This window comes from Lentibacillus amyloliquefaciens (assembly GCF_001307805.1).
Taxonomy (GTDB): Bacteria; Bacillota; Bacilli; order Bacillales; family Amphibacillaceae; genus Lentibacillus; species Lentibacillus amyloliquefaciens.
In genome coordinates, this window is sequence record NZ_CP013862.1 from 575,163 (window position 1) to 597,886 (window position 22,724).

22 protein-coding genes and 2 pseudogenes are annotated in these 22,724 nt (G+C 40.0%); 22 read left to right on the forward strand and 2 right to left on the reverse strand.

Features of this window, described 5'->3' with window-relative positions; genetic code table 11:
- Positions 1-37: 37 nt before the first annotated feature.
- The 22 genes and pseudogenes from AOX59_RS02905 to AOX59_RS03015 all read left to right on the forward strand — a co-directional run bounded on the left by AOX59_RS02905 (position 38) and on the right by AOX59_RS03015 (position 20,935).
- Complete coding sequence (locus tag AOX59_RS02905) at positions 38-793, forward strand: hypothetical protein (protein WP_068441575.1); 756 nt, start codon at positions 38-40, stop codon at positions 791-793.
- Positions 790-1,830, forward strand: coding sequence for a toprim domain-containing protein (locus AOX59_RS02910; RefSeq protein WP_068441578.1), 1,041 nt, complete (start codon positions 790-792; stop codon positions 1,828-1,830). The genes AOX59_RS02905 and AOX59_RS02910 overlap by 4 nt, the downstream gene beginning before the upstream one ends.
- Positions 1,814-4,096: a VirD4-like conjugal transfer protein, CD1115 family gene (locus AOX59_RS02915; protein ID WP_068441581.1), complete on the forward strand. Its 2,283-nt coding sequence runs from the start codon at positions 1,814-1,816 to the stop codon at positions 4,094-4,096. The genes AOX59_RS02910 and AOX59_RS02915 overlap by 17 nt, the downstream gene beginning before the upstream one ends.
- Before the next feature lie 18 nt (positions 4,097-4,114).
- Positions 4,115-4,357 carry a YdbC family protein gene (locus AOX59_RS02920; RefSeq protein ID WP_068441584.1) on the forward strand — a complete coding sequence of 81 codons (243 nt, stop codon included), beginning with the start codon at positions 4,115-4,117 and terminating at the stop codon, positions 4,355-4,357.
- Between the two features lie 79 nt (positions 4,358-4,436).
- Positions 4,437-5,027, forward strand: a complete 591-nt coding sequence (locus tag AOX59_RS02925) for a hypothetical protein (RefSeq protein ID WP_068441586.1) — start codon at positions 4,437-4,439, stop codon at positions 5,025-5,027.
- A gap of 77 nt (positions 5,028-5,104) precedes the next feature.
- Positions 5,105-6,768, forward strand: a pseudogene (locus AOX59_RS20775) (pLS20_p028 family conjugation system transmembrane protein).
- Entirely contained in the window at positions 6,765-7,028 is a 264-nt protein-coding gene (locus AOX59_RS20165) for a hypothetical protein (protein ID WP_237049363.1), read from the forward strand. Before AOX59_RS20775 ends, AOX59_RS20165 begins: the two are co-directional and overlap by 4 nt.
- Positions 7,000-7,308 carry a DUF5592 family protein gene (locus AOX59_RS02945; RefSeq protein ID WP_068441599.1) on the forward strand — a complete coding sequence of 103 codons (309 nt, stop codon included), beginning with the start codon at positions 7,000-7,002 and terminating at the stop codon, positions 7,306-7,308. Before AOX59_RS20165 ends, AOX59_RS02945 begins: the two co-directional genes overlap by 29 nt.
- Positions 7,309-7,337: 29 nt before the next feature.
- Entirely contained in the window at positions 7,338-7,976 is a 639-nt protein-coding gene (locus AOX59_RS02950) for a hypothetical protein (RefSeq protein ID WP_068441603.1), read from the forward strand.
- Positions 7,977-7,990: 14 nt separating this feature from the next.
- Positions 7,991-9,938, forward strand: a pseudogene (locus AOX59_RS02955) (VirB4 family type IV secretion system protein).
- The gene (locus AOX59_RS02960) at positions 9,916-10,572 is read left to right on the forward strand and encodes a hypothetical protein (protein WP_068441606.1); all 657 of its coding nucleotides are present in this window, start codon (positions 9,916-9,918) and stop codon (positions 10,570-10,572) included. The pseudogene AOX59_RS02955 and the gene AOX59_RS02960 overlap by 23 nt, the downstream one beginning before the upstream one ends.
- Positions 10,569-11,696, forward strand: a complete 1,128-nt coding sequence (locus AOX59_RS02965; protein WP_068441609.1) for a M23 family metallopeptidase — start codon at positions 10,569-10,571, stop codon at positions 11,694-11,696. The genes AOX59_RS02960 and AOX59_RS02965 overlap by 4 nt, the downstream gene beginning before the upstream one ends.
- 22 nt (positions 11,697-11,718) lie before the next feature.
- Entirely contained in the window at positions 11,719-12,720 is a 1,002-nt protein-coding gene (locus AOX59_RS02970) for a hypothetical protein (RefSeq protein WP_068441612.1), read from the forward strand.
- A 260-nt stretch (positions 12,721-12,980) separates the two neighbouring features.
- Entirely contained in the window at positions 12,981-13,301 is a 321-nt protein-coding gene (locus tag AOX59_RS02975; RefSeq protein WP_068441616.1) for a hypothetical protein, read from the forward strand.
- 14 nt (positions 13,302-13,315) lie between these two features.
- Positions 13,316-13,777, forward strand: a complete 462-nt coding sequence (locus tag AOX59_RS02980; RefSeq protein WP_068441620.1) for a hypothetical protein — start codon at positions 13,316-13,318, stop codon at positions 13,775-13,777.
- 3 nt (positions 13,778-13,780) lie between these two features.
- Positions 13,781-15,025, forward strand: a complete 1,245-nt coding sequence (mobP2, locus tag AOX59_RS02985; protein ID WP_068441622.1) for a MobP2 family relaxase — start codon at positions 13,781-13,783, stop codon at positions 15,023-15,025.
- A 20-nt stretch (positions 15,026-15,045) separates the two neighbouring features.
- A complete protein-coding gene (locus AOX59_RS02990; RefSeq protein ID WP_068441625.1) occupies positions 15,046-15,534 on the forward strand; it encodes a restriction endonuclease in 489 nt (162 codons plus the stop codon).
- A gap of 26 nt (positions 15,535-15,560) precedes the next feature.
- Positions 15,561-17,699, forward strand: coding sequence for a type IA DNA topoisomerase (locus AOX59_RS02995; protein ID WP_068441628.1), 2,139 nt, complete (start codon positions 15,561-15,563; stop codon positions 17,697-17,699).
- Between the two features lie 4 nt (positions 17,700-17,703).
- Positions 17,704-17,931 (forward strand): hypothetical protein, encoded by a 228-nt coding sequence (locus tag AOX59_RS03000; RefSeq protein ID WP_068441631.1) that lies wholly within the window; start codon positions 17,704-17,706, stop codon positions 17,929-17,931.
- Between the two features lie 62 nt (positions 17,932-17,993).
- Positions 17,994-18,338 carry a hypothetical protein gene (locus AOX59_RS03005; protein WP_068441634.1) on the forward strand — a complete coding sequence of 115 codons (345 nt, stop codon included), beginning with the start codon at positions 17,994-17,996 and terminating at the stop codon, positions 18,336-18,338.
- Between the two features lie 133 nt (positions 18,339-18,471).
- Entirely contained in the window at positions 18,472-20,274 is a 1,803-nt protein-coding gene (locus tag AOX59_RS03010; protein ID WP_068441636.1) for an LPD25 domain-containing protein, read from the forward strand.
- 196 nt (positions 20,275-20,470) lie between these two features.
- Positions 20,471-20,935, forward strand: coding sequence for a DUF4825 domain-containing protein (locus tag AOX59_RS03015; RefSeq protein ID WP_237049414.1), 465 nt, complete (start codon positions 20,471-20,473; stop codon positions 20,933-20,935).
- Positions 20,936-21,007: 72 nt separating this feature from the next.
- Here AOX59_RS03015 and AOX59_RS03020 read toward each other — a convergent pair whose 3' ends face one another.
- Together AOX59_RS03020 and AOX59_RS03025 are read right to left on the reverse strand one after the other, a co-directional pair.
- Positions 21,008-21,427 carry a hypothetical protein gene (locus tag AOX59_RS03020; protein ID WP_068441641.1) on the reverse strand — a complete coding sequence of 140 codons (420 nt, stop codon included), beginning with the start codon at positions 21,425-21,427 and terminating at the stop codon, positions 21,008-21,010.
- Positions 21,428-21,706: 279 nt separating this feature from the next.
- Positions 21,707-22,477 carry an acetoin reductase gene (locus AOX59_RS03025; RefSeq protein WP_068441644.1) on the reverse strand — a complete coding sequence of 257 codons (771 nt, stop codon included), beginning with the start codon at positions 22,475-22,477 and terminating at the stop codon, positions 21,707-21,709.
- Positions 22,478-22,724: the final 247 nt, after the last annotated feature.

Sequence of the window (22,724 nt, forward strand, 5' to 3'; positions counted from 1 at the left end):
CTTCCAATCAGGGAGTCCTTTTTTGGAGGTGATATGAATGAGAATGAAAGATAAACTGCTTGCCAATGTCAAAGTTTTTAAGCCGGCAAATAAGTCGTTTGAGGCCTTTGAAAAAAGATTTCATACCGTCATGGGCGATCAACTAGCCATGACGGATGACCAATTAAGACAAATCTATGATGGTTTTTCACCCTATATTGAAACGAGCATTTATGCCGAAATGGAAGATGTCCTGGCGGCGATACGAAACACCTATCACGCGCTTGTGAATTGGGTGACAGAAGGGCCGGCAAAAGCTTCTGAGAAACATGGGAACCAATCAGACAAGCACTCAGGTGTTCAAACATTGGGGAATCATAAGTCATTTTCGAAGCACAAACAATCGCATCATCCGGGTACGGAAGAACAGGAAAGCAAAGATCAACCATCCAGGCATGACGCTATTCAACGCTATATGAACGATGAGAAATCGTTCAATCAGTTTGTCACACATGTCATTACGAATTATCAATCGCTCCCCAAACAGAGGATTGGTGTATTAGTGTTCAAACATGAAGGCTATCAGCATCTCGAATTGAAGTTATTTGGCGAGTCCTTCATACAACAATACGGATTTAGAACAGCCTATCATCTTCATAACGACTTGATGCATGCATTTTACACGACTTTCGATGACTTATTAGCTAAGGGAACAGTCCTGAAATCAGATCAAGCTATTCAAGAACAAGTCCTTGCACCCGTGTTAGAGCAATTTAAAGCGAAAATAGATGCTAAAGCGGGTGAAAGCACATGAGCACGCTGAATCCCTATAAGAAACTCGTTTTTCAAAATATCGAAAATGCTCTGAGTGATTTGAATGCCGAAGATAAAGGCCGTTATTTTATCTGCAACTGCCCGGAATGCAACCAACATGAAGCCTTCATGTATAAAAATAACAAGCATTTTATCCAGTGCAACCGGGAAAACCAGTGCGGTTCACGTATGATGCTTGAATTTCATGAAAAAGGGAACATGTCAGCTTATGAGCAAAACATGGCAAAACACTATCCCAACCTGACGACAGACCAACGGCAGTCGTTAGATTGGTCAAACCGTGTGTTTTCATATGCGAAAAACTATTTTAAAAGTGAGGCATTAGATAATGGTTATCGCGGCCTGTCAAAACAGACAACACGTGGTTTTGCAGTTGACTTACAACATGAGGATATCGTCCAGCATGTTTTTCAAAAAGCCGAACCCTTATTGAACAAAGACTATTCCAATAATAGCTGGATGTGCAAACGCAATTTAATCTTCCCATTGTACGGTGAAGACAATACATTGGATCGCGTTTTACTCCGTTCCAGTATCGATGAAAACCTTGATCCCAAGGAAATACAGCTTATTGTCAATCCCTCCAAAGAAACGAGGGATTTTTTTATGGATATTCCGCAGGATGCTGAAAATGTGGTGGTGAGTGAATCCATCCTGGATGCTTTGTCCTTTCGTGAGGTCGATGAGAACGTTGGCATTATGGCCCTAACAGGTGCAACCAAAACAAGACAGGTCAAAGAATATCTGGCAGAGCACAAGGAACAGTTTGTAGATAAAAAGCTCTTAATTGCCATGGACGATGATCAGGCTGGCTGGAAGGCGACAAGAGATATCGTGAACACCATTGAAGGTGACGGTGTAGGCGACAATTGGGCAGTTTTTGACTACACTTCCGGAACGAAAGACGCCAATGAAAATTTGCAACAAAGCCGCAAAGCATTCACCAAAACGTATAACCAAATGGCAGCACATACGAAACAACATGAAAGGGTGATGGCCATTGAACACGAACCATAAGCCACTGACCGAACGCTTAAGCAACTGGCAGTTTATAGTGCCTTTCATACTGCTTATCGTCATAATGGGCTTCTTCCTTGCAAACTTTTTATTACACTTTTTCCAGCAAGTGCTGCATTTGATTGAGGGGTTTGCCAACAATCCGGAACAAGTCAACTTGAGCACATTCTCGGTTGATTGGGAGTGCGTGTTCATCTTTCAGAAAGAATGGCTTGAGTTTTATATAGGATTTTATATCCTTGTCGGAATCAGTCTTCTGAAACTCTTGTATAACATCAAAATGAATTACCAAACCATTAACCGTGGGCAACATGGCACGAATGAATTTGAATCCGTGAAGAACATGAAGAAACAATATCAGATTATCCCAGCATCCAAAACGGAATACGAGGGAAAAGGCGGCACGATTATTGGTGGATTGCAGGAAACGGGTAAACCATACCGGCTCCTGCTGGATGATGCCCCTGTTCATACCATGGTCATCGGGATTACACGTTCCGGTAAAGGTGAGACATTTGTTGTGCCAATGATTGATGTTCAAAGCAGGGCTAGTGAGCAACCCTCGATGGTGATCAATGATCCAAAAGGGGAACTGGCTGGTGCATCCTATGAGACGCTGAAAGAACGTGGTTATGCTGTCTATGTGTTTAATTTAATCGAGCATGCGATGAGTATGGGATTCAATCCTTTACAGTTGGTAATTGATTCATGGAAACAGGGCAGGGTGAGTGATGCTCAAAAATATGCTAACAGTGTGGCATTCAGTTTGTATCATAATCCAAACGCCAAAGATCCGTTTTGGTCAAACAGTGCGAAGTCACTTGTCACGGCCATTATTTTGGCATTAACCGAGGATATGGTGAAAATCGGCAAGGAAGAACGGGTCACCATGTATTCTGTTGCCAATTTCCTTTCCAGCAAAGGCAGTGAAACGGACGAAGAAGAGAATAATGTGTTGGACGAATTCTTCCAAGCACGGGATGAAAATAATCCGGCGCGGTTAATGTATGCCACCAGCAACTTTTCAACCGGCAATACACGCGGCAGTATCTTCAGTGTTGCCATGGATAAACTGCAAATCTTTACGCTTGAACCGAACGCTAAAGTAACCGGCCATAACAGTTTGGATCTAACCGAAATCGGATTTGGCGACAAACCAGTGGCTGTCTTTTTAGCAACGCCTGATTCAGATAAATCAAACGATGTATTGGCCAGTATTTTTGTTAGTCAGTTGTACCGTGTTAATTCAGAAAAAGCAACGAAAAGCAAGAATGGCAAAATGAAACGGCATGTGCAATTCATTCTTGATGAGTTTGGAAATATGCCGGCTATCGATGGCATGGCCAGTATGGTAACGGTGGGTGCCGGACGCGGCTTCAGATATCATTTAGTCGTTCAAGCCTATTCCCAGGTGAAATCGGCTTATGGTGAAGAATCGGAAACGATTATTGGCAACTGTTCCAATCAGATCTATATCCTCACCGAAGATAAGAGTACGGCCGAACACTATTCGAGCATGCTTGGGACGAAAACGATTACCGATGTCAGCCGCAGTGGTGACTATCATTCATTCGATAAGTCACACAGCGAATCGACAAAGGAACGCTCGCTTTTAACGTCTGATGAATTGATGCGGTTAAAAGAAGGCCAGTCTGTGTTGATACGCGTGAATAAGCGGCAGGATAAAAAGCGTAAGAAAATCGAGCCAAAACCGATCTTTAATCAAGAACAAACCAGTCATAAATTCCGATTTCAATATTTGGCCGATGATTTTGATACAGACCATTCCGTTATGATGCTCCCAATTATGTCCGAAACCTATCAAGACATGGACCTAAACAGCATGGTTTATTCGGCTAAGTCAAACGATGATGTGTTTTTAAGAATGGCTGATGTGATGACGGATAAAGAATTTGAACGATTTAAACGGCATATCTTACAGATTGAACAAAGTCAGGGTGAAGTAGATGAAGAAAACACCAAAGCATTGCTTCAAGAAGTCGATCATTGGTCATTTCTTCACTATGTGAGTTTCATTGTCCATCACCCTCACTTTTCACGCATACACTTAAAGGTGTTGGCAGCATTACAGGATTATTTGCCTGACGACGTCATGCAAACGTGGCAGGATAAAGCAACGAAACGAATTGAAGAGCAAGTTAATCAAAATGAGAAAGCCAATCAGGCATCCGAACAACAACCATCAGATGAACAGTCCAATGGTGATCAGGAAGCTGAAAAACTACGGGAAAAGGCACTATCTTAAGGGAAGGGAGTGTGAATCATGAGAAAACCAAAATATCGTGTGGATTGGGATGTAATCGAAGAAATTGCTGTATTGTATGAAAGCCAGGCAGGTTGGACAAAAGAACTTAACATCATTAGCTGGAACGGCGATGAACCGAAATATGATGTGAGATGGTGGAATCCGGATAAAACGCGGCTGGGCAAAGGCTTTACCTTTACAGCTGATGAGCTAAGTAAGTTAAAAGTGATACTCGATACAAAAATATCGCATATTGAATAGGACAAGATAATCATTTCAAGAGTCAAAAAGGGCTGTTATACTGGTGTCAAAAGGTTGTATGGGAGATGATGGTAACTGTATGCGGAACCGAAGGCTATTAACGCTGATACTATTATCTGTTTTGCTGGTTTTAAGTGCTTGTGGTGGAACCGATAGTGCTGCAGAAGATAATAGCGATGAAGCGACAGAATCACCGAAAACTGGACTGAATGAAATTACATTAGATGACATGATTACGAAAAAGGATAATGACGAAGCTTTTTATTTTTTGATTTATGATGCGAAACAAGAATATGTGAAAAACACGAAATTGCTCGAAGCCTATGATAAAGCCCTAAAAGATAAGGATATGACAGCATATCATATCAATATCAATGCCCTTGACGATGAAAACAAGCAAAAGGTTGACACGTTAAGTGAAGAATATGAATCGCATTCAGGTTCTTATCACAATCCTTTTGAAGACGGCGGAATAGCTGCTGTTCATCATAATAAGGTTGACTCGGCTTATGAGTATTGGGGAGAGGCATGGTCTTTAGATATGCTAATCGAAGAAGTGAATTCGGCTGATAATACATTTTTGGATAATAAATTCTACAACGATGTGAAAAAGGAAGTGCAGAAGAACATTGATTATATCAATGAACAAGAAATAGATTTAACGTATTAATTAACCATAATAAGGAACTTACCTGCATTTAAGGTAGGTTCTTTTTTTATGTCAAAGAAGAGGAGGGTAGTGTTTTCATGGATGAATTGAAAAAGCTTTATGAGGATTTAGCCGCCATTTTAGATCTAAGTAGTGGATGGCTCTATGATGACCTCATCCGTAACATTTGGTGGGGGATTATTCAAGCTTTAGTTTGGATTAACAATTGGATCGAAGGTGTGGCAACGGATGTTGTCACACTTGGCGGTGTGTATGATAATCCCGCCATGAATCGCTTTATCGAAACGATTCAGCCGTATGTGTTTGGTATGTTTGTTGTGACGCTTACCGTTGTCGGGTTTCAATTTATGCTGAATAAAATTGAAAAGCGAAATGACGTGCTGATGAATGTTTTGATCGCTGTAAGTGTCATTATCATCCTGCCGAATCTCATGAGTATGATGGATGATTTGTTGAACGAAGGTGTATCTGCATTAGATGAACCCGGAACACTATCCGATAACGTCCTTAAAAGGAACGTTGCGGATGTGATGTATTACGTTGACAGTGGTTTTAATTATGCCAGTGGAAGCAATAAAGAGACCGTGGCCGGCAATGAAAACTTGCTTCCGCATCCACCAGATGCTCAAAATAAAGACATCGGGACAACGGATTATACATTCGGAAATCAATTGGAAAATCCTGATTCAATTGAAGTCAATGAAAAGTTGGATGTGTTTGAGGATGATGGTTGGTTTAGTTGGACAACCGAACCATGGGTGGAAAATTTGTCAGAAAAACAAAAGAATTTTTTGAAACGTCGCCTCATCTCAACCGGGATGGTGGAACAAAAGTCGTGAAACTTAACACAAACACAGTCCCAGCTACCAATCTGGGCCAACAAAGCTACTATAGGTATCACGTCAACTGGGGTATCGCAATAGCCACATTGGCCGTAACAGCTTTTGCATTAGTGATTACAACCATTAAAATAGGCCGTGCCATGTTTGACTTGGCGTTTCACCAATTATTTGCCATGTTCACGGCAGCAACGGACTTAACGGGCGGTCAACGCTTGAAAAAAGTACTCGTGGAGATTGCCAGTACATTTGCTGTCATTTTTGTGATGATGGTGCTGTTACGGATGTTCATCATTTATGCGCAGTGGGCGAACGACATGGAACAACATATCGGTATTATAGGTACCATTTTGCTGCTGATTGCTGGTGCCTGGGCATTAATTGATGCGCCTGATATTGTACAACGCTTATTGGGCATTGATGCCGGACTGCGTTCTGGATGGCAGGCCATGATGGGCGGTTATGCTGCTGGTCGCATGGTTGGCGCAGGTGGCAAAATGACAGCTGAAGCTGGTGGTAAAGCACTTAAAGCAGGTGGCAAGATTGGTGGCGGTGCGGTTGCTGGTGGTACTGGCATGACAAGAGCATTGAAAAATAACAGCCATGTAAAACCAATGCCTTCCCATAGACATGCTGGATCACCACGTCAAGAAGGCCAATTCTCAACAAGTATGCCCAATGGAAATGCGCCACGTTATGAAAACAACGGGGAAGTACTGTTGGGAAAGGACAACCGACTCACGAAGCTCGACCGTCATCCGTCAATTCGATGCAAAGACAAGGTCAACAATCGGCCAGTATTAGTTCCGATCATTCAGGCGGTGTCACACCATCATCTATTCATGGTGGACAGTCGCCAGAACCATCTGGCCATGTTAATATTCCGACATCACCAAAGATGACGAATCAGTCAAGTGCGGGAGCTTCAGAAGGCCATATCCATCCAAAACCAAAGCATACCTTATTTGGTGGGAATCGTACGGTGCAGCGAGCCGGCCACTTCCTGACACGGGCACATAATACCGGTTATGATGCCGGTCAAAAAATGAACCATATTCGTGGAAGTATCAAACAAGGATTGAATAAAAAGGACGTGCAAAAGCCAAAAGATACACAAAAGGGGCTGAGAGACCATGACATACGAGATTCCGAAAGAGATTAAGGCAAAACCGAAAATTTTAGGGTTGGAAATGCGGGAGCTAGTCATTCTATTGATTAGCTCTCTTTTAGTGTTAACGATCTTGCGGGATTTGGTTCATAGTGTTTTTATGATTCCGTATTTTGTGGCCGTGATAGGCTTCATGATTTACCTGTTTATACCATCCGGCCACAATCCGAAAAAAAGACATTATGAATCACTCATTCTATTTTTTCGCCATAAAAAGACTGGTTACCATGCCATGGATAAGCACAAGCAGGAAAATCATCAATTGCGTCAATAACGGGTAACGGAAGGAGGTTCACAGTCAACATGAACCAAGAAGACAAGGTGACTTACGGTGAATCTAATAATAAACAGACGAAACGAAGGCAATGGACAACTAAAATCAAGAGGATTTTGAAAATGAAACAAGATGACAAGACAACGTCAGGGAAGAAGAAAGTAAAAATGTTGAGACAAACGCCGGAGATACTACCGTTTGTGCAAATTCATAATGACCATATTCTTTTGAAGAATGGCGTAATGGATATACTCCAGATTCAAACGAAAAACATTCATGCTTTGAACGATACTGATTTGAATGTTTTATTGATGAACCGAACCCGTTTTTTACGAAGTTATTTCAGGTCCTATAAAGAGATCATTTTAAACTTTCCAGCGAATACGGAGGCCCAGCGCACGTATTGGTTGAAGAAACGCGAACAGACAACCAGTCCTATTCGATTGGAATATATCGACCAAAAATTACTTGAGTTTGACTTCTTGGAGCGTGAACGTTCAAACCGTGAGTTTTTTATTTTTGTGTATGCGGACGATAAGCAGGAACTGACTGACCGAAAAAACGATGCTATACAAGGGATGCACCAGGCTTTCCCATTAACAGAATTAACACGAACCAAAAAGGAACAGATTCTGTTTCTATTAAACAATCAAAACACCAAATTATAGGAAGGACGATTATGATGGCAATGCAAATGAAACAATCAGGCAAACCGAAACCACCTCAACTGGATCAAGGCTTTCTAACGTCGATACAACCACAGGGCGGTATTCGTTTTAAAGACAAATATATCAAAAAAGGGATGGGTATGAGGCGTGCATTCATGTTTTTGAATATCCATCCAGTGTTGATGTGTTGTGGCTCGATAAAATTATGGCCATGTATGATGTGACCGTTGTAACAGACGTGGCAACAATGAACCAGGACGAGACGGTGAGTGCGATCAATAAAAGCATGGTGGAACAGGATGTCCGGTTCAGAAGCTCCAAGCATGAATCGGAACGGATGGATGCGCAACGTGGTTATCAGGAGATGGAAGACTTATACAGGCAAATAAGTGAAATGGGGAAGTCATTAAATTACTGCATATTCGTTTGTTTGTAGCTTCGCCAACCATTTGGGAACTGGAAAAGAAGGCGGAACGAACCATGTCCAAGTTACAATCATTTGGGTTTAAAGGACAGATTTTTTTGAATGAAACTTACTGGGAATGGCAGTCTTTATTCCTTCCCTATGAACAACAACTGGCTTTTCCAAACAAACGGGAAGGAAAAGGAATGCCAGCCGTGACACTTGCATCAGGCTTGCCTTATCACTTCTCGGAATTAAATGATCGAACCGGAAGTTACCTAGGGACATCGTTTACCGGGGGCAATGTACTATTTGATCTTTTTCATAAGGATAAAATGAGACGGTTTTTTAATGCAGTAGTTGTCGGAAAAATGGGTGCCGGTAAGTCAACCACGCTAAAAAAATTATTGATGGACAATGAAGCACGTGGACATTTTATTCGAGGTTTTGATGTAACGGGTGAATTTAAGACACTTGTTAAGTCAGTGAATGGACACACTATTAGTCTTGATGGGAGTGATGGCGTCATCAATCCACTGCAAATCTTTCGAACAGAAGATAATAACAATCCGGAAAAGAATGAGGAAATCAGTTTTATGCAGCACATATCAAAGGTGGCAACTTTTTATATGTTTCTCTCTGGTAACCCTTCCTCTGAGGAAATTGAAGAGTTCAAAAAGGTGCTGCGGCTTTTTTATGATTCACTTGGTTTCACGGATAAAATTCATACGACAGGTATTACGTCACTGGCTAATGAGGACTATCCCATTTTCAGTGACTTTTTAATGTTCATTCGTGATCAACTCTATGACAATACTGAGAAACGCATCATTCGTTCAGAACTATCATCCACAAGGATTAAGCGACTCGAAAAAATAGAATTGGTCATTGATAATCTGGTGAATAGTTTTTCTTATTTATTTAACGGTCATACAACGATTCCTGATATTACAGATGAACAGGTTATTTTCTTTTCAATTCGTAATTTAACAGGGTTAGAAAAAAGTGTGTTCAACGCTCAGATGTTTAATACGCTGAACCTGATTTGGGATAACTTAATACAGGTTGGATCTTTGCAAAAACAGAAAATGTATGAAGATGAAGCGTTTGATGTCGATGAAGCGACACGTTTTTTGGTCATGATTGATGAAGCCCATCGACTGGTCAACTCGGAAAATATGCTGGCGGTGAAGTTCTTAACGGATTTTGCACGTGAAGCACGGAAATATTTCGGGGGACTCATCCTGGCCAGTCAATCCATCCGTGATTTTGTGCCGGATCATTCCGACACGGACACGGTCACCAAAATACGGACATTATTTGAACTCACCCAATATAAATTTGTGATGCAGCAGGATTCCAATTCATTAGATACGTTACGGACCGTTTTTGAAGGACAACTGACAGATAGTGAGTTGGAACATGTGCCGCAATTACAGCAAGGGGAATGTTTATTAAGTATCAGTGGTGTGGGTAATTTGATGCTCTCCATTGAAGCATCTGACGAAGAATTGCATCTGTTTGAGGGGGATTGTAATGGAAAAACGGGTTCTTTATAAGTTTATATTCCTTCTCATCGTTGCTTTGTTAATCATAGCGATGTATGTCTGGAAATGGACAACCGATGACGAAGAACCACAAAATCCGGAAGATTTATTCGATGAATCACAGCAACAACCACCAGAGCTTCAAGAAGACAAAATCGATGAAGCATTAGGTACTAACCATGATTCAAATGCTGAAGATGGAACACAAAATGCCACCCAGCAAACGACTGAAGATCAACATGAAACCACATATCAAAAACAATTTGGTCATCAAGCAGTTACGAGTGCAAAGGAGCAAGCAAAAGAAGGGCTTGCTCTTTATCTATCTCAAATCTCCGACTGGGATAAATGGGAAGGGGTTGTGACGTCTTCGTTTTTGAAGGAAATCAAACAAGCTATTCCAGCAGTGAAGGAAGCAAATGTTGAACGGCGTATTGAATCCATAGAACTGTTTGCTTCTAATGCATCACAATCCAACAACATGGTATTCGGGGCATTTGCCACATGGCATGTCACATCAAATGAACGTGTAGCCAATCAGCGAACGCAACTTTTTTACCTGACCATGGTGCAACAAAACGATCAATGGCTGGTGAACAAACTGGTAACCCCTGATGAGGGCATGGAAGGAAAGATCGATAAATGAAACATATTTGGGGTGCCGTGAAAGCCATTGGTAAGACAAAAGCGGTAGGATGGATTGTTGGTCTTGCTGCAGCGAATATCATTCCTATACTGATTGGCTTAGTCTTAATGAGTATTATGTTTGCGATTATTGGCGCATTAGGTGGGAGCGTTGACGAACAACAATCCAATCAAAATAATCCATCTGCCGGTTATGTATGTTCGGCAACAGGTGAGATTAATCAGAAAAAATGGGATGATGTTTTTCAAAATCAAAAGCGTTCAGGGTCACTAAAAGGGCATGGTGATGACATTATTCAATTGTCGGAAGAAAAAGGTCTTGATCCTGTTTTGTTTGCTTCCATTGCGTTACATGAAACCGCCTGGGGGAAATCAAATGCCATTCAACAAAAAAATAACCCCGGCGGATTGATGAATCCTGACGGAAGTGGCCTATTTCAGTTTTCAACCCTAAAAGAAGGATTAGAGTCCATGTCGCAAACATTATATAACCGTATCAAAGTGGACGGGTTGGTGACTATTGAACAATTAGGAAGTGTCTATGCACCAGTTGGTGCTGAAAACGACCCAAACAATTTAAACGAACATTGGGTGCCAACAACGAAAGAAATTGCCCAAAAGTTGGGTGGTTTAACGATGAATTGTGAACCATCTGACCAACCAGACATGGAACTGATTGGCGATAAAGAATGGATATCGTCACATACCAAAAACATTACATCGGGATTCGGAAATCGGAGTTGTGGTGGCTGTTCGTCATTTCATGCTGGTATAGATGTCGCATCGGGTGGTATTCGGGGAGCGCCAATCACAGCATTTGCGGATGGTGAAATTGTTATCAGTAAAGCAAATGGCACGACATTCCAATCAAGCAGCAACAACATGGGAACAGGTTATGGCTGGTATGTGGAAATTAGACATGACGACGGTTTAAGGACAAGATATGCGCACATGATGGAAAAGGGAAAACCAGTAGGCACAAACGTTGAAGCAGGTGAGGTCATTGGAAAAGTTGGTTCAACCGGTGCATCGACCGGTGCTCATTTACATTTTGAAGTCATCGTAAATGGTGAAAAAGTTGATCCGATGCCATACGTTAAACCGTTTTTAACAGGTGAACAGTAATCAAGGAAAGGCGTGAGACCATTTGAAAAACAAATTGAATCGTGGACGTGAAAACAAAGTCTATATCAGTCTATTGCTTGTCGCCGGCCTTGCGTTTGGCGTTTTTTTTACGTCTAAAACATGGATGTATGACGACAGTGTGATTGCCCAAACGTCTTTTAATGAATCAATTGGCGGTCTTAGTCAAACGACATTAACGCTTCGTGATTGGGAGTATAACCCCAAAAATAAATTGATGGAGGTGACGTTGGAACGTAACCATACCGGAACAGATGCAGTCGAACCGACGTTTTCGTTTTATGCGAAAGAACAAAATGAGAGTCAAAAATACAATGCAGAATTGGTGTATCAATCAGACAACAACATGGTTGTTCAAATTGAAAATGTTCCTGAATCCTTTCAAGTTATCGGGCTATTCGTGACGGAACACCGTGATCAAAACATCTTGAAACAAGCGTACAAAAAACAGCTGGAAAACAAAGGTGATGAAATAACGGTAACCGATCAAGACATCAAAGAATCTGATCTGCCTGAACCGGAAGAAGTGATTGTGGTTGGTGATTACAGAAAAATTGACATCAATCAATCATTGAAAACGAAGACGGATAAAGGGTACAAGAAAGAAAATATTATTGCCGATATGGAACGTACGAAACAGGAAATTACCACAATCATTGAGGAAGATATACCGTTTCAGGAAGACCTGATGACGACACTTAAAGAAGAGAAACAATCGTTAAAACAAGACATGGCGTTTGAAACAAATGAAGAACAAACAAACAGTAAACGGGAGATTGAACAAAAGGATATAGCTATAGAAGATGCAAAAAGTGAAATCGAAAAACTGAAAAAGAGGGTGAAGGAGCTCCGGGATAAATATCAAAGTCGTGAAGAAAAACTGAATACTTTAACACAAAATAAGGATGACAATCAGCAACAAGATAATGACAAAGAGGATGCCGATAATGCGAAAACTGATCAACAAGATGATAACAATAATGCGGCCAAAAAGGATGAAAAATAGCACCCAAAACCTATATTAAACCTATATAGACACCTATATAAAAGCTATATAATCGCCCAAAAAAATGGTCTTACCGGAAAACTAGGCTCTGCCTAGTTCCCCACCTTGTGTGGGGACATTTTCCCCTTATCCTGTTCAACACTATTGGCGCTCTCATGAAGATGCTCCATTTATTGAAGGTATTTGCCAAAGAGGAAAGGCATTCACATCCTATTGTGGTGTGACCATGCAGCAAATAAATAGAAAGGAATGATGCAATAATGGAAATCAAAGTGCGCGATGTCGATACCGGTGCCGTCAACGTTTTAAATGACGAAGCACGAAAACAAAACGTGTCACGGAATGAATTATTAAAACGACACATTGAAGATTTAGCACAGTTTAATGGCATAAAACGTGCTGAAAAAGAATTGGATTCCACGATAAGTCGCGTAGGTGATGCATTAGAGATGACGTACAATCGTATTGACCAATTAGAAAAACAATCCATGAAAATGTATTTGTTACTAGCCACTGTGTTGGATGTTGATCCTGAAGAAGTAGATGATTATTTGGAGAAGGTGTTCAAGATAAATATATAAGGAGATGATGACAAATGAATGAAAAAAAGACAACAAAGAAAGGTTCATACTTCCTGTTAAATCCAGTTACGAAAGACAAGATACAGACCATTGCAGGTGAGAAAAATGTGTCTCAAGCCGATGTGATTACGGGAGCCATTGATCACTTTTATGCAGACCGTGATGAAAAGTATGGTGTGTTTAAAAACATGATCTCGGATTTAATGGACGAAAAGCTTGCAGCTATGCAAGACAAATTACAACGTATTCAGGTTACCGGCAATGTGGTGGACCGTGACACGAAAATTCTGTTGGAATTTATGAACCATTATTATTTGATGAATGAGTTTAAAGATTTGATCACCACTGAAAAATATAAAACGAATGGGATGCAGCAAGCAGAAGATTTAATTCAAAAGCGTATCCATAAACATCGACAAAAGAAACTCGATCATGAAAAACGAAAGGCACAAAAGCAACAGGAAAGTGAGGCTTAAAACATGCGTAGTCCTGCGGTTGTGTTACGAAGTAAATTTGTCACACCTGGTTCCAATACCTTTAACGATTACATTAATTATATCGATCGTGAAGATGCCAAGCGTCATATTCATGTGAACCAATCATCCAAAGAAACGGATGATTTTTTTGTGTTTCATAACTTCATGGATTATATGGATGATGAAGCAAAACAAGGTGATTTATTTACTAAAGATAACGATCAGTTAAATCCGAATGACAAGAAAACGTTAAAGCAACAATTTCAAAAAGCACAACAAAATGAATCACCTATGTGGCAGGATGTCATAAGTTTTGATAATGAATGGTTGGCGGGGCAAGGTCTTTATAATCCGACAACACATTCAATAGATGAAGCAAGCATGCGCAAGGTTGTTCGTGAAACAATGGACACTGTGCTGCGGTCAGAAGGTATGGAAAAATCAGCTGTATGGACAGCATCGTTACATTATAATACCGACAACATTCATGTCCATATTGCTTCAACTGAAACACATCCCACACGTGAAAAAATGGACGTATTTGATAAGGAAAGTCAAACTTGGCGAGAAGAATACCGTGCCAAACGTAAACCCAAGACACTGGATAAAATGAAATCTAAAGTGGCCAACATGATTCTGGATAGAACGCATGAACGGAATAAAATTGATGACCTTGTTCGTGGAACCGTTCATCATAAAAAAGAACATGGTGTTTCCTTGGCCACTTATCGCCAAACGAAAACATTATTTCAGGAAGCCATGAACCACCTTCCATCGGATAAGAAACAATGGCGATATGGTTATCAATCGATTAATGAAGCAAGACCGTATATAGATGACATAACAACGATTTATCTGCAGAAATTTCATAGTGACGACATGGAACAATTGCATCAGCAATTGGGTGAGGAAGTGAATGTGATGAAAGAAATGTACGGTGAAGGAAGTGATTATGAAAGGTATAAACAAACAAAACTGGATGACCTGAAGAAGCGTATGGGTAATGCAGTATTGTCTGAGATGCGGAACTATGCGAAAGCGCAAAACGATTTATCGTTTCAGCCAAAACGATTAAATGGATGGCAATCATTCAATCGGCAGCAATCATTTTCCTATCGACATCAGACTGTTTATGCGTTTAATGCTTCCATGATGAAGTTAAGTAAAGCTATGCGGAGAACATTTCATGATTATCAAAAAGACCGAAACCTGCAGGAATTTGACCGGCTAATGGATGGCTACGAATAAATAAAAGGGTGGTGGCGTTAGTGGACAATGTATACTTCTTATTTAGTATTATAGTGATGGCGCTATTTGTTTTTCCAATGACTATAAAATACGTTAAGAAGAAAAAACGGTTTAACCTAATGAAAAGGTCAGGCATAAGAGATATTGATGGTATGAAAGGCTATCAATTTGAAGCGTACCTGCAGGTGTTGTTTAAAGAATTAGGGTATCAGCCAATTGTGACGCAAAAGTCAGGTGACTATGGCGCCGATGTGGTGCTTAAAGGTAGAAATAAAATTGTGATACAGGCAAAACGCTATGGTACTAAACACAAAGTGAGCATGGATGCCGTACGTGAAGTATTGGCGGCCATGTTTTTTTATAAGGCAGATGAAGCGTGGGTGATTACGAATTCTTTTTTCACGAAACAGGCTGAAACATTAGCCAAAGCATGTGGTGTAAAATTATTAAACCGGTATGAGTTAGAGAAATTCATTGTGAAAATTAATCCAACAAAGCAGCCAAAATAATTCACACGGAAAAGGAGCGAATTAAGTTGACCGTTACGGTATTAGCTGAGAAACCGAGTCAGGCTAAGCACTATGCAGAAGCGTTTCAACATGTCAGTCAAAAAGATGGCTACATGGAGGTGAACGATGATCGATTCTTTCAAGAAAGAACATATATCACCTGGGGAGTTGGTCATTTGGTGGAGCTGGTTCCACCGGAATCCTATAACGACTCGTGGAAACAATGGCATTTAGACAACTTACCAATATTCCCGGAAACATTTCAATTTCAAGTAAGTAAGGATAAAACGAAACAGTTTAACGTTGTGAAGCAATTATTGAAGGAAACAGATGAAATCATTGTCGCAACTGATTGCGACCGTGAAGGTGAAAATATTGCGAGAAGTATTATTAAAATGGCCGGCGCTTCCAATAAACCAACCAAGCGGTTATGGATAAACTCATTGGAAGTCGATGAAATTCAGAAAGGGTTTAAACAGTTAAGGGATGGAGCAAACTATGTGTCATTGTATAAGGAAGCACAAACGCGTCAATTAAGTGATTGGCTGGTCGGTATGAATGCGTCCCGGTTATATACATTGCTCTTACAACAGAATGGCATGAAAGGCGTCTTTAGTGTTGGCCGGGTTCAAACGGCCACCCTTTATTTATTGTATAAACGACAGCAGGAAATCGAGAACTTTGTCTCTAAACCTTTTTTCGAACTGGTTGGCAATGTAAGTGTTAAGAACGGTTCGTTTGATGCCAAAGTGAAAGAACGTTACCAAACAGAAGAGGATGCCAAGGATGTCTTGGATTCTCACAGTCTATTATCTGGAGACAATCAAGGGACAATACAACAAGTAACAAAAGAACAGAAGAAAAAGAAAGCCCCGAAGCTGCATTCGTTATCAACGCTGCAGGCAACAGCCAATAAAAGATGGAAGTATAGTCCGTCCGACACACTAAAAATTGCACAATCATTATATGAGAAAAAGTTGTTATCTTATCCACGTACAGACAGTCAATATATTACGGATAGTGAGTTTGCTTACTTAAAGAACCATCTCTCAACCTATCAATCCTGTTTTAATGTCACCATGGATATCGCCTATCCTGAAGCACGAAAGCGTTATGTGGATCGATCAAAAGTCCAGGAGCATTATGCAATTATTCCAACAAAACAGGTACCATATAAGCAGGATCTGACCGATAAAGAATGGCATATTTATCAGGAAGTTGTGGCAAGAACGCTTGCGATGTTCGCTGACGATTATGAGTATGAAGAAACAAAAGTGGAGGTTGATGTAAACGGTTTGTTTTTTGAGAAAACCGGCAAGGTGGAATTAAAGAAAGGTTGGAAAGCTTTATTCATGGAAGAAACGTCTGATGATGAGAATGAGGCTGAACAAGACAATACGGTTCTTCCGTCAATGCGAGAAGGGGAATCTTGTAACGTTGCCATTGAGATATCTGAGGGAAAAACGAAACCGCCGAAGGCCTATACACAAGGCCAATTAATTAACGTGATGAAACAAGCTGGTAAAGAAATCGATGATAAAGCATTGCAGCATACATTGAAAGAAAATGAAGGCATTGGGACTGAAGCGACGAGAGCAAGTATCCTTGATACATTGAAAAAGCAGCAATATATCGAGATAAACAAGAATAAAGTGTCGGTTACGAGGAAAGGCCAAATTTTATGTCAGGCGGTTGAAGGAACCGTTTTAGCCAGTCCGGAGCTGACAGCCAAATGGGAAACGTATTTACACAAAATCGGGCAAAATGAAGGCTCCCAAGAATACTTTATATCTAAGATAAAGCAGATGCTGGCATCACTTTTGAAGGATGCACCAGAGAAAATGAAGACGCTTGAACCACAATTTCAGGAAGCTATAGAACAGAACATTGTTGGTGAATGTCCGGTGTGTGGTAAAGAAGGAGGTGAAATTGAAGACAAAGGAAAGTTTTATGGTTGTTCACGTTATCATGATGGCTGCACGTTTACGTTACCTAAACGATTTTTAGGAAAAACAATTAGTGAAACGAATATTAAAAAATTGCTGGCAGGTAACAAAACCAATTTAGTGAAAGGATTCAAGAGTAAGAAAGGAAAGACATTTGATGCGTATTTACGCTATGATGCGACAGAACAAAAACTAACATTTGAGTTTCCGAAAGGGTGATTGGATGGATCTGTATGTGAATGGTGCGTATCAGTCCGTAGATATCGGTTATGTGAAGGAGATTAAAGAATCCAGTGTTGTATTCATTGTCAAAGACGGTGAAGTCGAAATAGAAGTTGATCCTGTGACGCAGGATGCAATTCAAACGATTATTCAAGTGGATGAAGATGCTTTGATTCCATTAGACTTAGAAACTAAAACCGTCATCTTAGATGGTGAGTCAACTAAATAAAGCAACGTTTTTCAAGAGGACTTCCATTTAGGGAGTCTTTTTTATTTTGGAGGTGATTGATAGTGCAAAACGCGTATAAGATTGCTTCATCCTTTGAAGCGAATTGTCCAGCTGAATTCGTCATGAAGGATGGAAAGAAACAGAAAGAAGTGACTATAGGCATATGGAATCCAGAGCCGGATGACCGGGATGACTTGTATGTATGTTTATTTAATCCGGCTGAATATGAAACACCAGGGCTGAATGACTGGGACGATGCATTAGATGTTTTTCAAATGGACGACATCCTGACACCAGATGCCTATAAGCAGTTACAAAGTGCGCTTTTTAATTATGAGACGCCTTTTGAGATGGCATTATCTGAAAAAAGATTTTTTAATTCATCCGACCGAAATATTGGAAGATGAACTGAAAGGTGAATTGGCTAAAGAACAGATGAGAACGCATGAGAAGCAGCAACAATTTGATATGGAGATGTGAGGGCTTCCTTCGTGGAGGTCTTCTTTTATTTACAATCATTTTTATAAAGGGTGATAGCGTATGGCTAAACGTAAAACATTGGAACAAAAGAAGGAAGAAGTTAAGGAGCTGACAACGAAAATGAATAACGCCATTGATTATTATTTTGAGTCGCCGGAACAAATGAATGAGTTAATGGCGTTTATGTTGAAGTTTTATCATTATTCACCGAAGAATGCAGCGTTGATTCGCAGTCAATTTGAAGGTGCGCAGGCTGTCGGTAGCTATAACTTCTGGAAGGAAAAAGGCTTTCAAGTTCAAAAAGGTGAAAAAGCCCTTAAGGTATTAGTGCCAAACAAAACGGCACCGAAATTCAAAACAGCGGAAGGTAAGTGGAAGAACATGAAATATGCAACAGAGCAGGAAAAAAATCAAATTGATAAAGGGGAACTCGAACAACGTAAAAGCCGATTGTATTTTTCCACTGGCAATGTCTTTGATATAAGTCAGACGAATGCCAAAGAAAGTGATTTGCCAGAAATATTTCCGAATAAGTGGATGGAAGGCGATGTTGCCAATTATGAAACGATGCTGGGAAGTATGCATCGAATTGGCGATAAACTGGATGTCACAATTGGTAAGCCGTTTGACGAACTTGGTACAGCGAAAGGAGCCTTTTATCATAGCGTTCATGATAAGAATAACGGCCATATCGGCTTGAATCCACGAAACGGTGAACTGCAGAATGTCAAAACCTTATTGCATGAACTTGCCCATGCCAAACTGCATAACCCAAAGAATGAACATTATCATTCGATACCTGCAGAAGAGAAGGAATTTCAGGCAGAAATGACGGCATATGCGGTAGCATCTTATTTTGATATTGATACAAGTGATTATTCTCTTCGTTACTTGGCTAATTGGACACAGGATAAAGAGATGAAAGATAAAGCGAAGCTCTTGGCAGACGTACGTGAAACGGCCATTGAATTTATAGACGAGATGGAGCCAGATTTGGTGAAAGCGCGTGATAAGGAACAAGCGCAAGAAAAGAACATGATGTTACTGGAATATGGTATGAATCAGGTAACTGATATAAAGGATATATCTCTGCAGGAAATGGAGGCATTTGCCAAGGAGAATACAAATGGTGATGCATTTAACAAAATGCAAGCATCTGAGGATCTGAGGGAAGAGGCGTATCTGAAACAGTTTAATAAAGTATTTTCAGGTAAATATGCTGTCATCAGTAAAGCAATTGATGAACCGCAGTTATTGATTCATTGGTCGGAAGCACCCGAGCTAAAGGATAACACGATGTATCCTTTTGCAGAAGGTAATGAAAAGATGGAAGCATTGGAAGAGAAATATCGGCAAGAAACCGGTTATCGTAAAACACGATATCATGTGGTTTTTCCGGTGAACGATCATTCAAATACTCTAAGCGTTGTGAGTATACCGGACAGATTGGATATTGGTGATGGAGCATATGTCCATCCTTATCATCATATTCGGAAAATGGGAGAGATGACACAAGAGCAACAAAAAATGTTAGATAATGCTTATCGCGACCGTCTTATTGAAACAGAAAGAATGGAATTAGAGGAGTTGAAAATACTACAGCAACCAGAGCAGGTACAAAACAACTATGATGACGGCTTGTATTGGTATGAAATGTGTAAGCGGCCAGTATCGTTAGGATGTCAGCCGAAAGGGTTTGTTGAATTTGATGATAATGAAGGGAGACATGGAGTAGTTGCTTACGATAGGGAATTGACGGATAAAGAATTAAATGATTTTGAAATGAAGGAATGGGATGTAAAAAAAGCGGAGGAAAAGATAGCGTACCACGTCCAAGAAAAAGAGATGGGGTTGGGGTTGTAGAGGTATCTTGATGGGATACTTCTGTATAGTGTTCTATGGAAATAAAGTGCTTTACTTTGGAAAATGGTTGTTTACGATTGAATAAAGTTTTATACTGAAACCGATTGTTGATCTTACACAAACGGGCCATTTTGTTGAATAACGTGATAAACTCTTTATAAGTAAAAGAATGGAGGGAGGGATACCAGTGAAACAAATGTTTAAATTCTCATCTTTTTTAATACTGATAATTTTGATTGTAAGCGGGTGTAGTAAAGCAAACGGAGCAGGAGATATGTTCAAATATAAGGACTCGTATGTCGGAGATAACAGTGCGGTAGGGAACATCGCAAATCAATTGCAAGGCGCGGAACATTTAAAAGGGTTCGAACTTGAAACAAAAGAGAAACCGTATGGAGTTATTTTAAATTACGATTGGTCGGAATCAGAACAAAACTATAAAAAAGCAGCGGTTTTTAACGCTACATTTTTATTTACTTTAGTTCAGAATGCAGATTGGATAACGTTTAATTTTGATAATCAGGAATACAAAATAACGAAAGAAAACCTGCAAAATTGGTATGGAGAAGATTTTAGTGAATTGAAAAATAAGGATGATCTGAAGGAACTTGCACAAAAACATCTGGAGAATGAAGATAAGGTGAATCAGTTATTTGAGTAAAGGATTATACCAGAATCGGGCGCAAGAATTGAATAAGACTTGCATCAACTTTAAGCTTTTAGGATAGCCAATTTAATTATATGTAGCATATTCAGTTAGCTTATCAAATTCCTTATCAGAGATACACCGATGGGAGTAAAACAAAACACTATAATTGGCATCCTTATCCCCTGGTATACGAATGGTCATACGAATTAACTTGTATGGTGGATTATGAGCTCCTTGGAACCCAATGACTCTTAAAGTGATATCGTATGGATCGTTTCCAGATATTTTTTCTATTCTCCCATATTCGAATAACTGATTATCACCGTGCTTACTCATTATATCAAGGATTGTTTCACCAAGGCTTCTTAGAAACGCTCTCTCCATTAAACTTGGAAATTGATTCTGGAGTATAATTTCAGTCTTTCCTTTTGCTTCAGTAGTTGTTTCACCAAAACTAAGTAAAAGAAAAGTAAAAACGATTATGGGTAGTATAATTTTATGCATCAGCAAATCAATCACCTTTTTAAAAGATATAGTTCCCTTTATGGTGAAGTTTATCCTTGTATTAAGGTGATATCTTTAAACGATCGGGCGCAGTTCTGGAATAAGAATACGTTACATTCTTGGCCCACCAGACCAGTTCGTTGAGAAATGGATTGTACTATATTACAATTCATTTAATAAGAGGCTTGGAAGTCAGTCAGCCCCTTCAGTATAAAACGGGAAAGAAACCAATAGAGGCTTCTTTCCCGTAACAAAAATTCCTATTTCGCGTTAAACTTATTAATGGACCTCAATACCCCCATCAATATTAATGGCCTGTCCTGTCATATAATCAGCGTCGGAGGAAGCCAGGTAAGATACAAGGCTTGCCACATCTTCCGGTGTTTGTGAACGCTGTAGTGGAATATTATCTACCTGCTCTTGCCATGCTTCTCCCTGTTTCATGCCTTTATATTCCACCATGCCTTCATCGATACGATCCCACATACCGGTTCCGACAATACCAGGGCAATATGCATTTACCTTGATGTTGAATTGAGCCAGTTCTTTTGCGGATACTTGGGTTAATCCATGAACGGCAAATTTCGTAGCCGAATATGCTCCAAGTAGTTCGAATGCGGTTTTTCCAGCAATACTGCATGCGTTAATAATTTTACCGCCGTTATCCTGTTTCTTCATTTGCTTGGCTGCCGCCTGGGTTCCATATACGGTACCAAAAACGTTGACATTAAAGATTTTTTCCAGATTCTCTGGGGTAATGTCTTCTACTGCCTCCACCTGATCTATGCCTGCGTTGTTTATGAACACATCCACTGAGCCAAATTTATCTACTGCCTCTTTTACAACTGCAAATTGTTCATCCTGTTTGGACACATTACCCTTGACTGCTAAGGCATCAATATTTGCTTCTTTAAATTCCTTGACTGTTTCCTGTGCAAGATCAATATTCATATCGCTGATAACAATTTTAAATCCATCGTTTCCCAAGCGTTCTGCTATTCCTTTTCCAATTCCTTGTGCTCCTCCAGTAATGACTGCCACTTTTCCCATATTATCACCTTTTCTAATTTATCTTTTATATTATTAAAGTTCCCTGGGAACGATAAAATAAAACATGTTAAAATATTTGGTATACTGTTAACGGGCGCCATTCTTGAATAAAAGATTGGCGCCCGTGTCATATATAAGAGCCAGATTGTTGAATAATCACTTGATCTGAGACCTGTCATTTGGGCGTCTTAATAAATTCAGTGTAATAGTTTGAGTAGGATTTACAGTAATAGTTAAATCGTTTAAA

Excerpts from the sequence above, each read along its gene's own strand:
- AOX59_RS02950 (WP_068441603.1), top strand. The coding sequence starts at position 7,338 with ATGAACCAAGAAGACAAGGTGACTTACGGTGAATCTAATAATAAACAG.
- AOX59_RS03015 (WP_237049414.1), top strand. The coding sequence starts at position 20,471 with ATGTTTAAATTCTCATCTTTTTTAATACTGATAATTTTGATTGTAAGC.
- AOX59_RS02925 (WP_068441586.1), top strand. The coding sequence starts at position 4,437 with ATGCGGAACCGAAGGCTATTAACGCTGATACTATTATCTGTTTTGCTG.
- AOX59_RS02980 (WP_068441620.1), top strand. The coding sequence starts at position 13,316 with ATGAATGAAAAAAAGACAACAAAGAAAGGTTCATACTTCCTGTTAAAT.
- AOX59_RS03000 (WP_068441631.1), top strand. The coding sequence starts at position 17,704 with ATGGATCTGTATGTGAATGGTGCGTATCAGTCCGTAGATATCGGTTAT.
- AOX59_RS02910 (WP_068441578.1), top strand. The coding sequence starts at position 790 with ATGAGCACGCTGAATCCCTATAAGAAACTCGTTTTTCAAAATATCGAA.
- AOX59_RS02960 (WP_068441606.1), top strand. The coding sequence starts at position 9,916 with ATGGAAAAACGGGTTCTTTATAAGTTTATATTCCTTCTCATCGTTGCT.
- AOX59_RS02905 (WP_068441575.1), top strand. The coding sequence starts at position 38 with ATGAGAATGAAAGATAAACTGCTTGCCAATGTCAAAGTTTTTAAGCCG.
- mobP2 (WP_068441622.1), top strand. The coding sequence starts at position 13,781 with ATGCGTAGTCCTGCGGTTGTGTTACGAAGTAAATTTGTCACACCTGGT.
- AOX59_RS02965 (WP_068441609.1), top strand. The coding sequence starts at position 10,569 with ATGAAACATATTTGGGGTGCCGTGAAAGCCATTGGTAAGACAAAAGCG.
- AOX59_RS03020 (WP_068441641.1), bottom strand. The coding sequence starts at position 21,427 with ATGCATAAAATTATACTACCCATAATCGTTTTTACTTTTCTTTTACTT.
- AOX59_RS20165 (WP_237049363.1), top strand. The coding sequence starts at position 6,765 with ATGACGAATCAGTCAAGTGCGGGAGCTTCAGAAGGCCATATCCATCCA.
- AOX59_RS02945 (WP_068441599.1), top strand. The coding sequence starts at position 7,000 with ATGACATACGAGATTCCGAAAGAGATTAAGGCAAAACCGAAAATTTTA.
- AOX59_RS03010 (WP_068441636.1), top strand. The coding sequence starts at position 18,472 with ATGGCTAAACGTAAAACATTGGAACAAAAGAAGGAAGAAGTTAAGGAG.
- AOX59_RS03025 (WP_068441644.1), bottom strand. The coding sequence starts at position 22,477 with ATGGGAAAAGTGGCAGTCATTACTGGAGGAGCACAAGGAATTGGAAAA.
- AOX59_RS02920 (WP_068441584.1), top strand. The coding sequence starts at position 4,115 with ATGAGAAAACCAAAATATCGTGTGGATTGGGATGTAATCGAAGAAATT.
- AOX59_RS02975 (WP_068441616.1), top strand. The coding sequence starts at position 12,981 with ATGGAAATCAAAGTGCGCGATGTCGATACCGGTGCCGTCAACGTTTTA.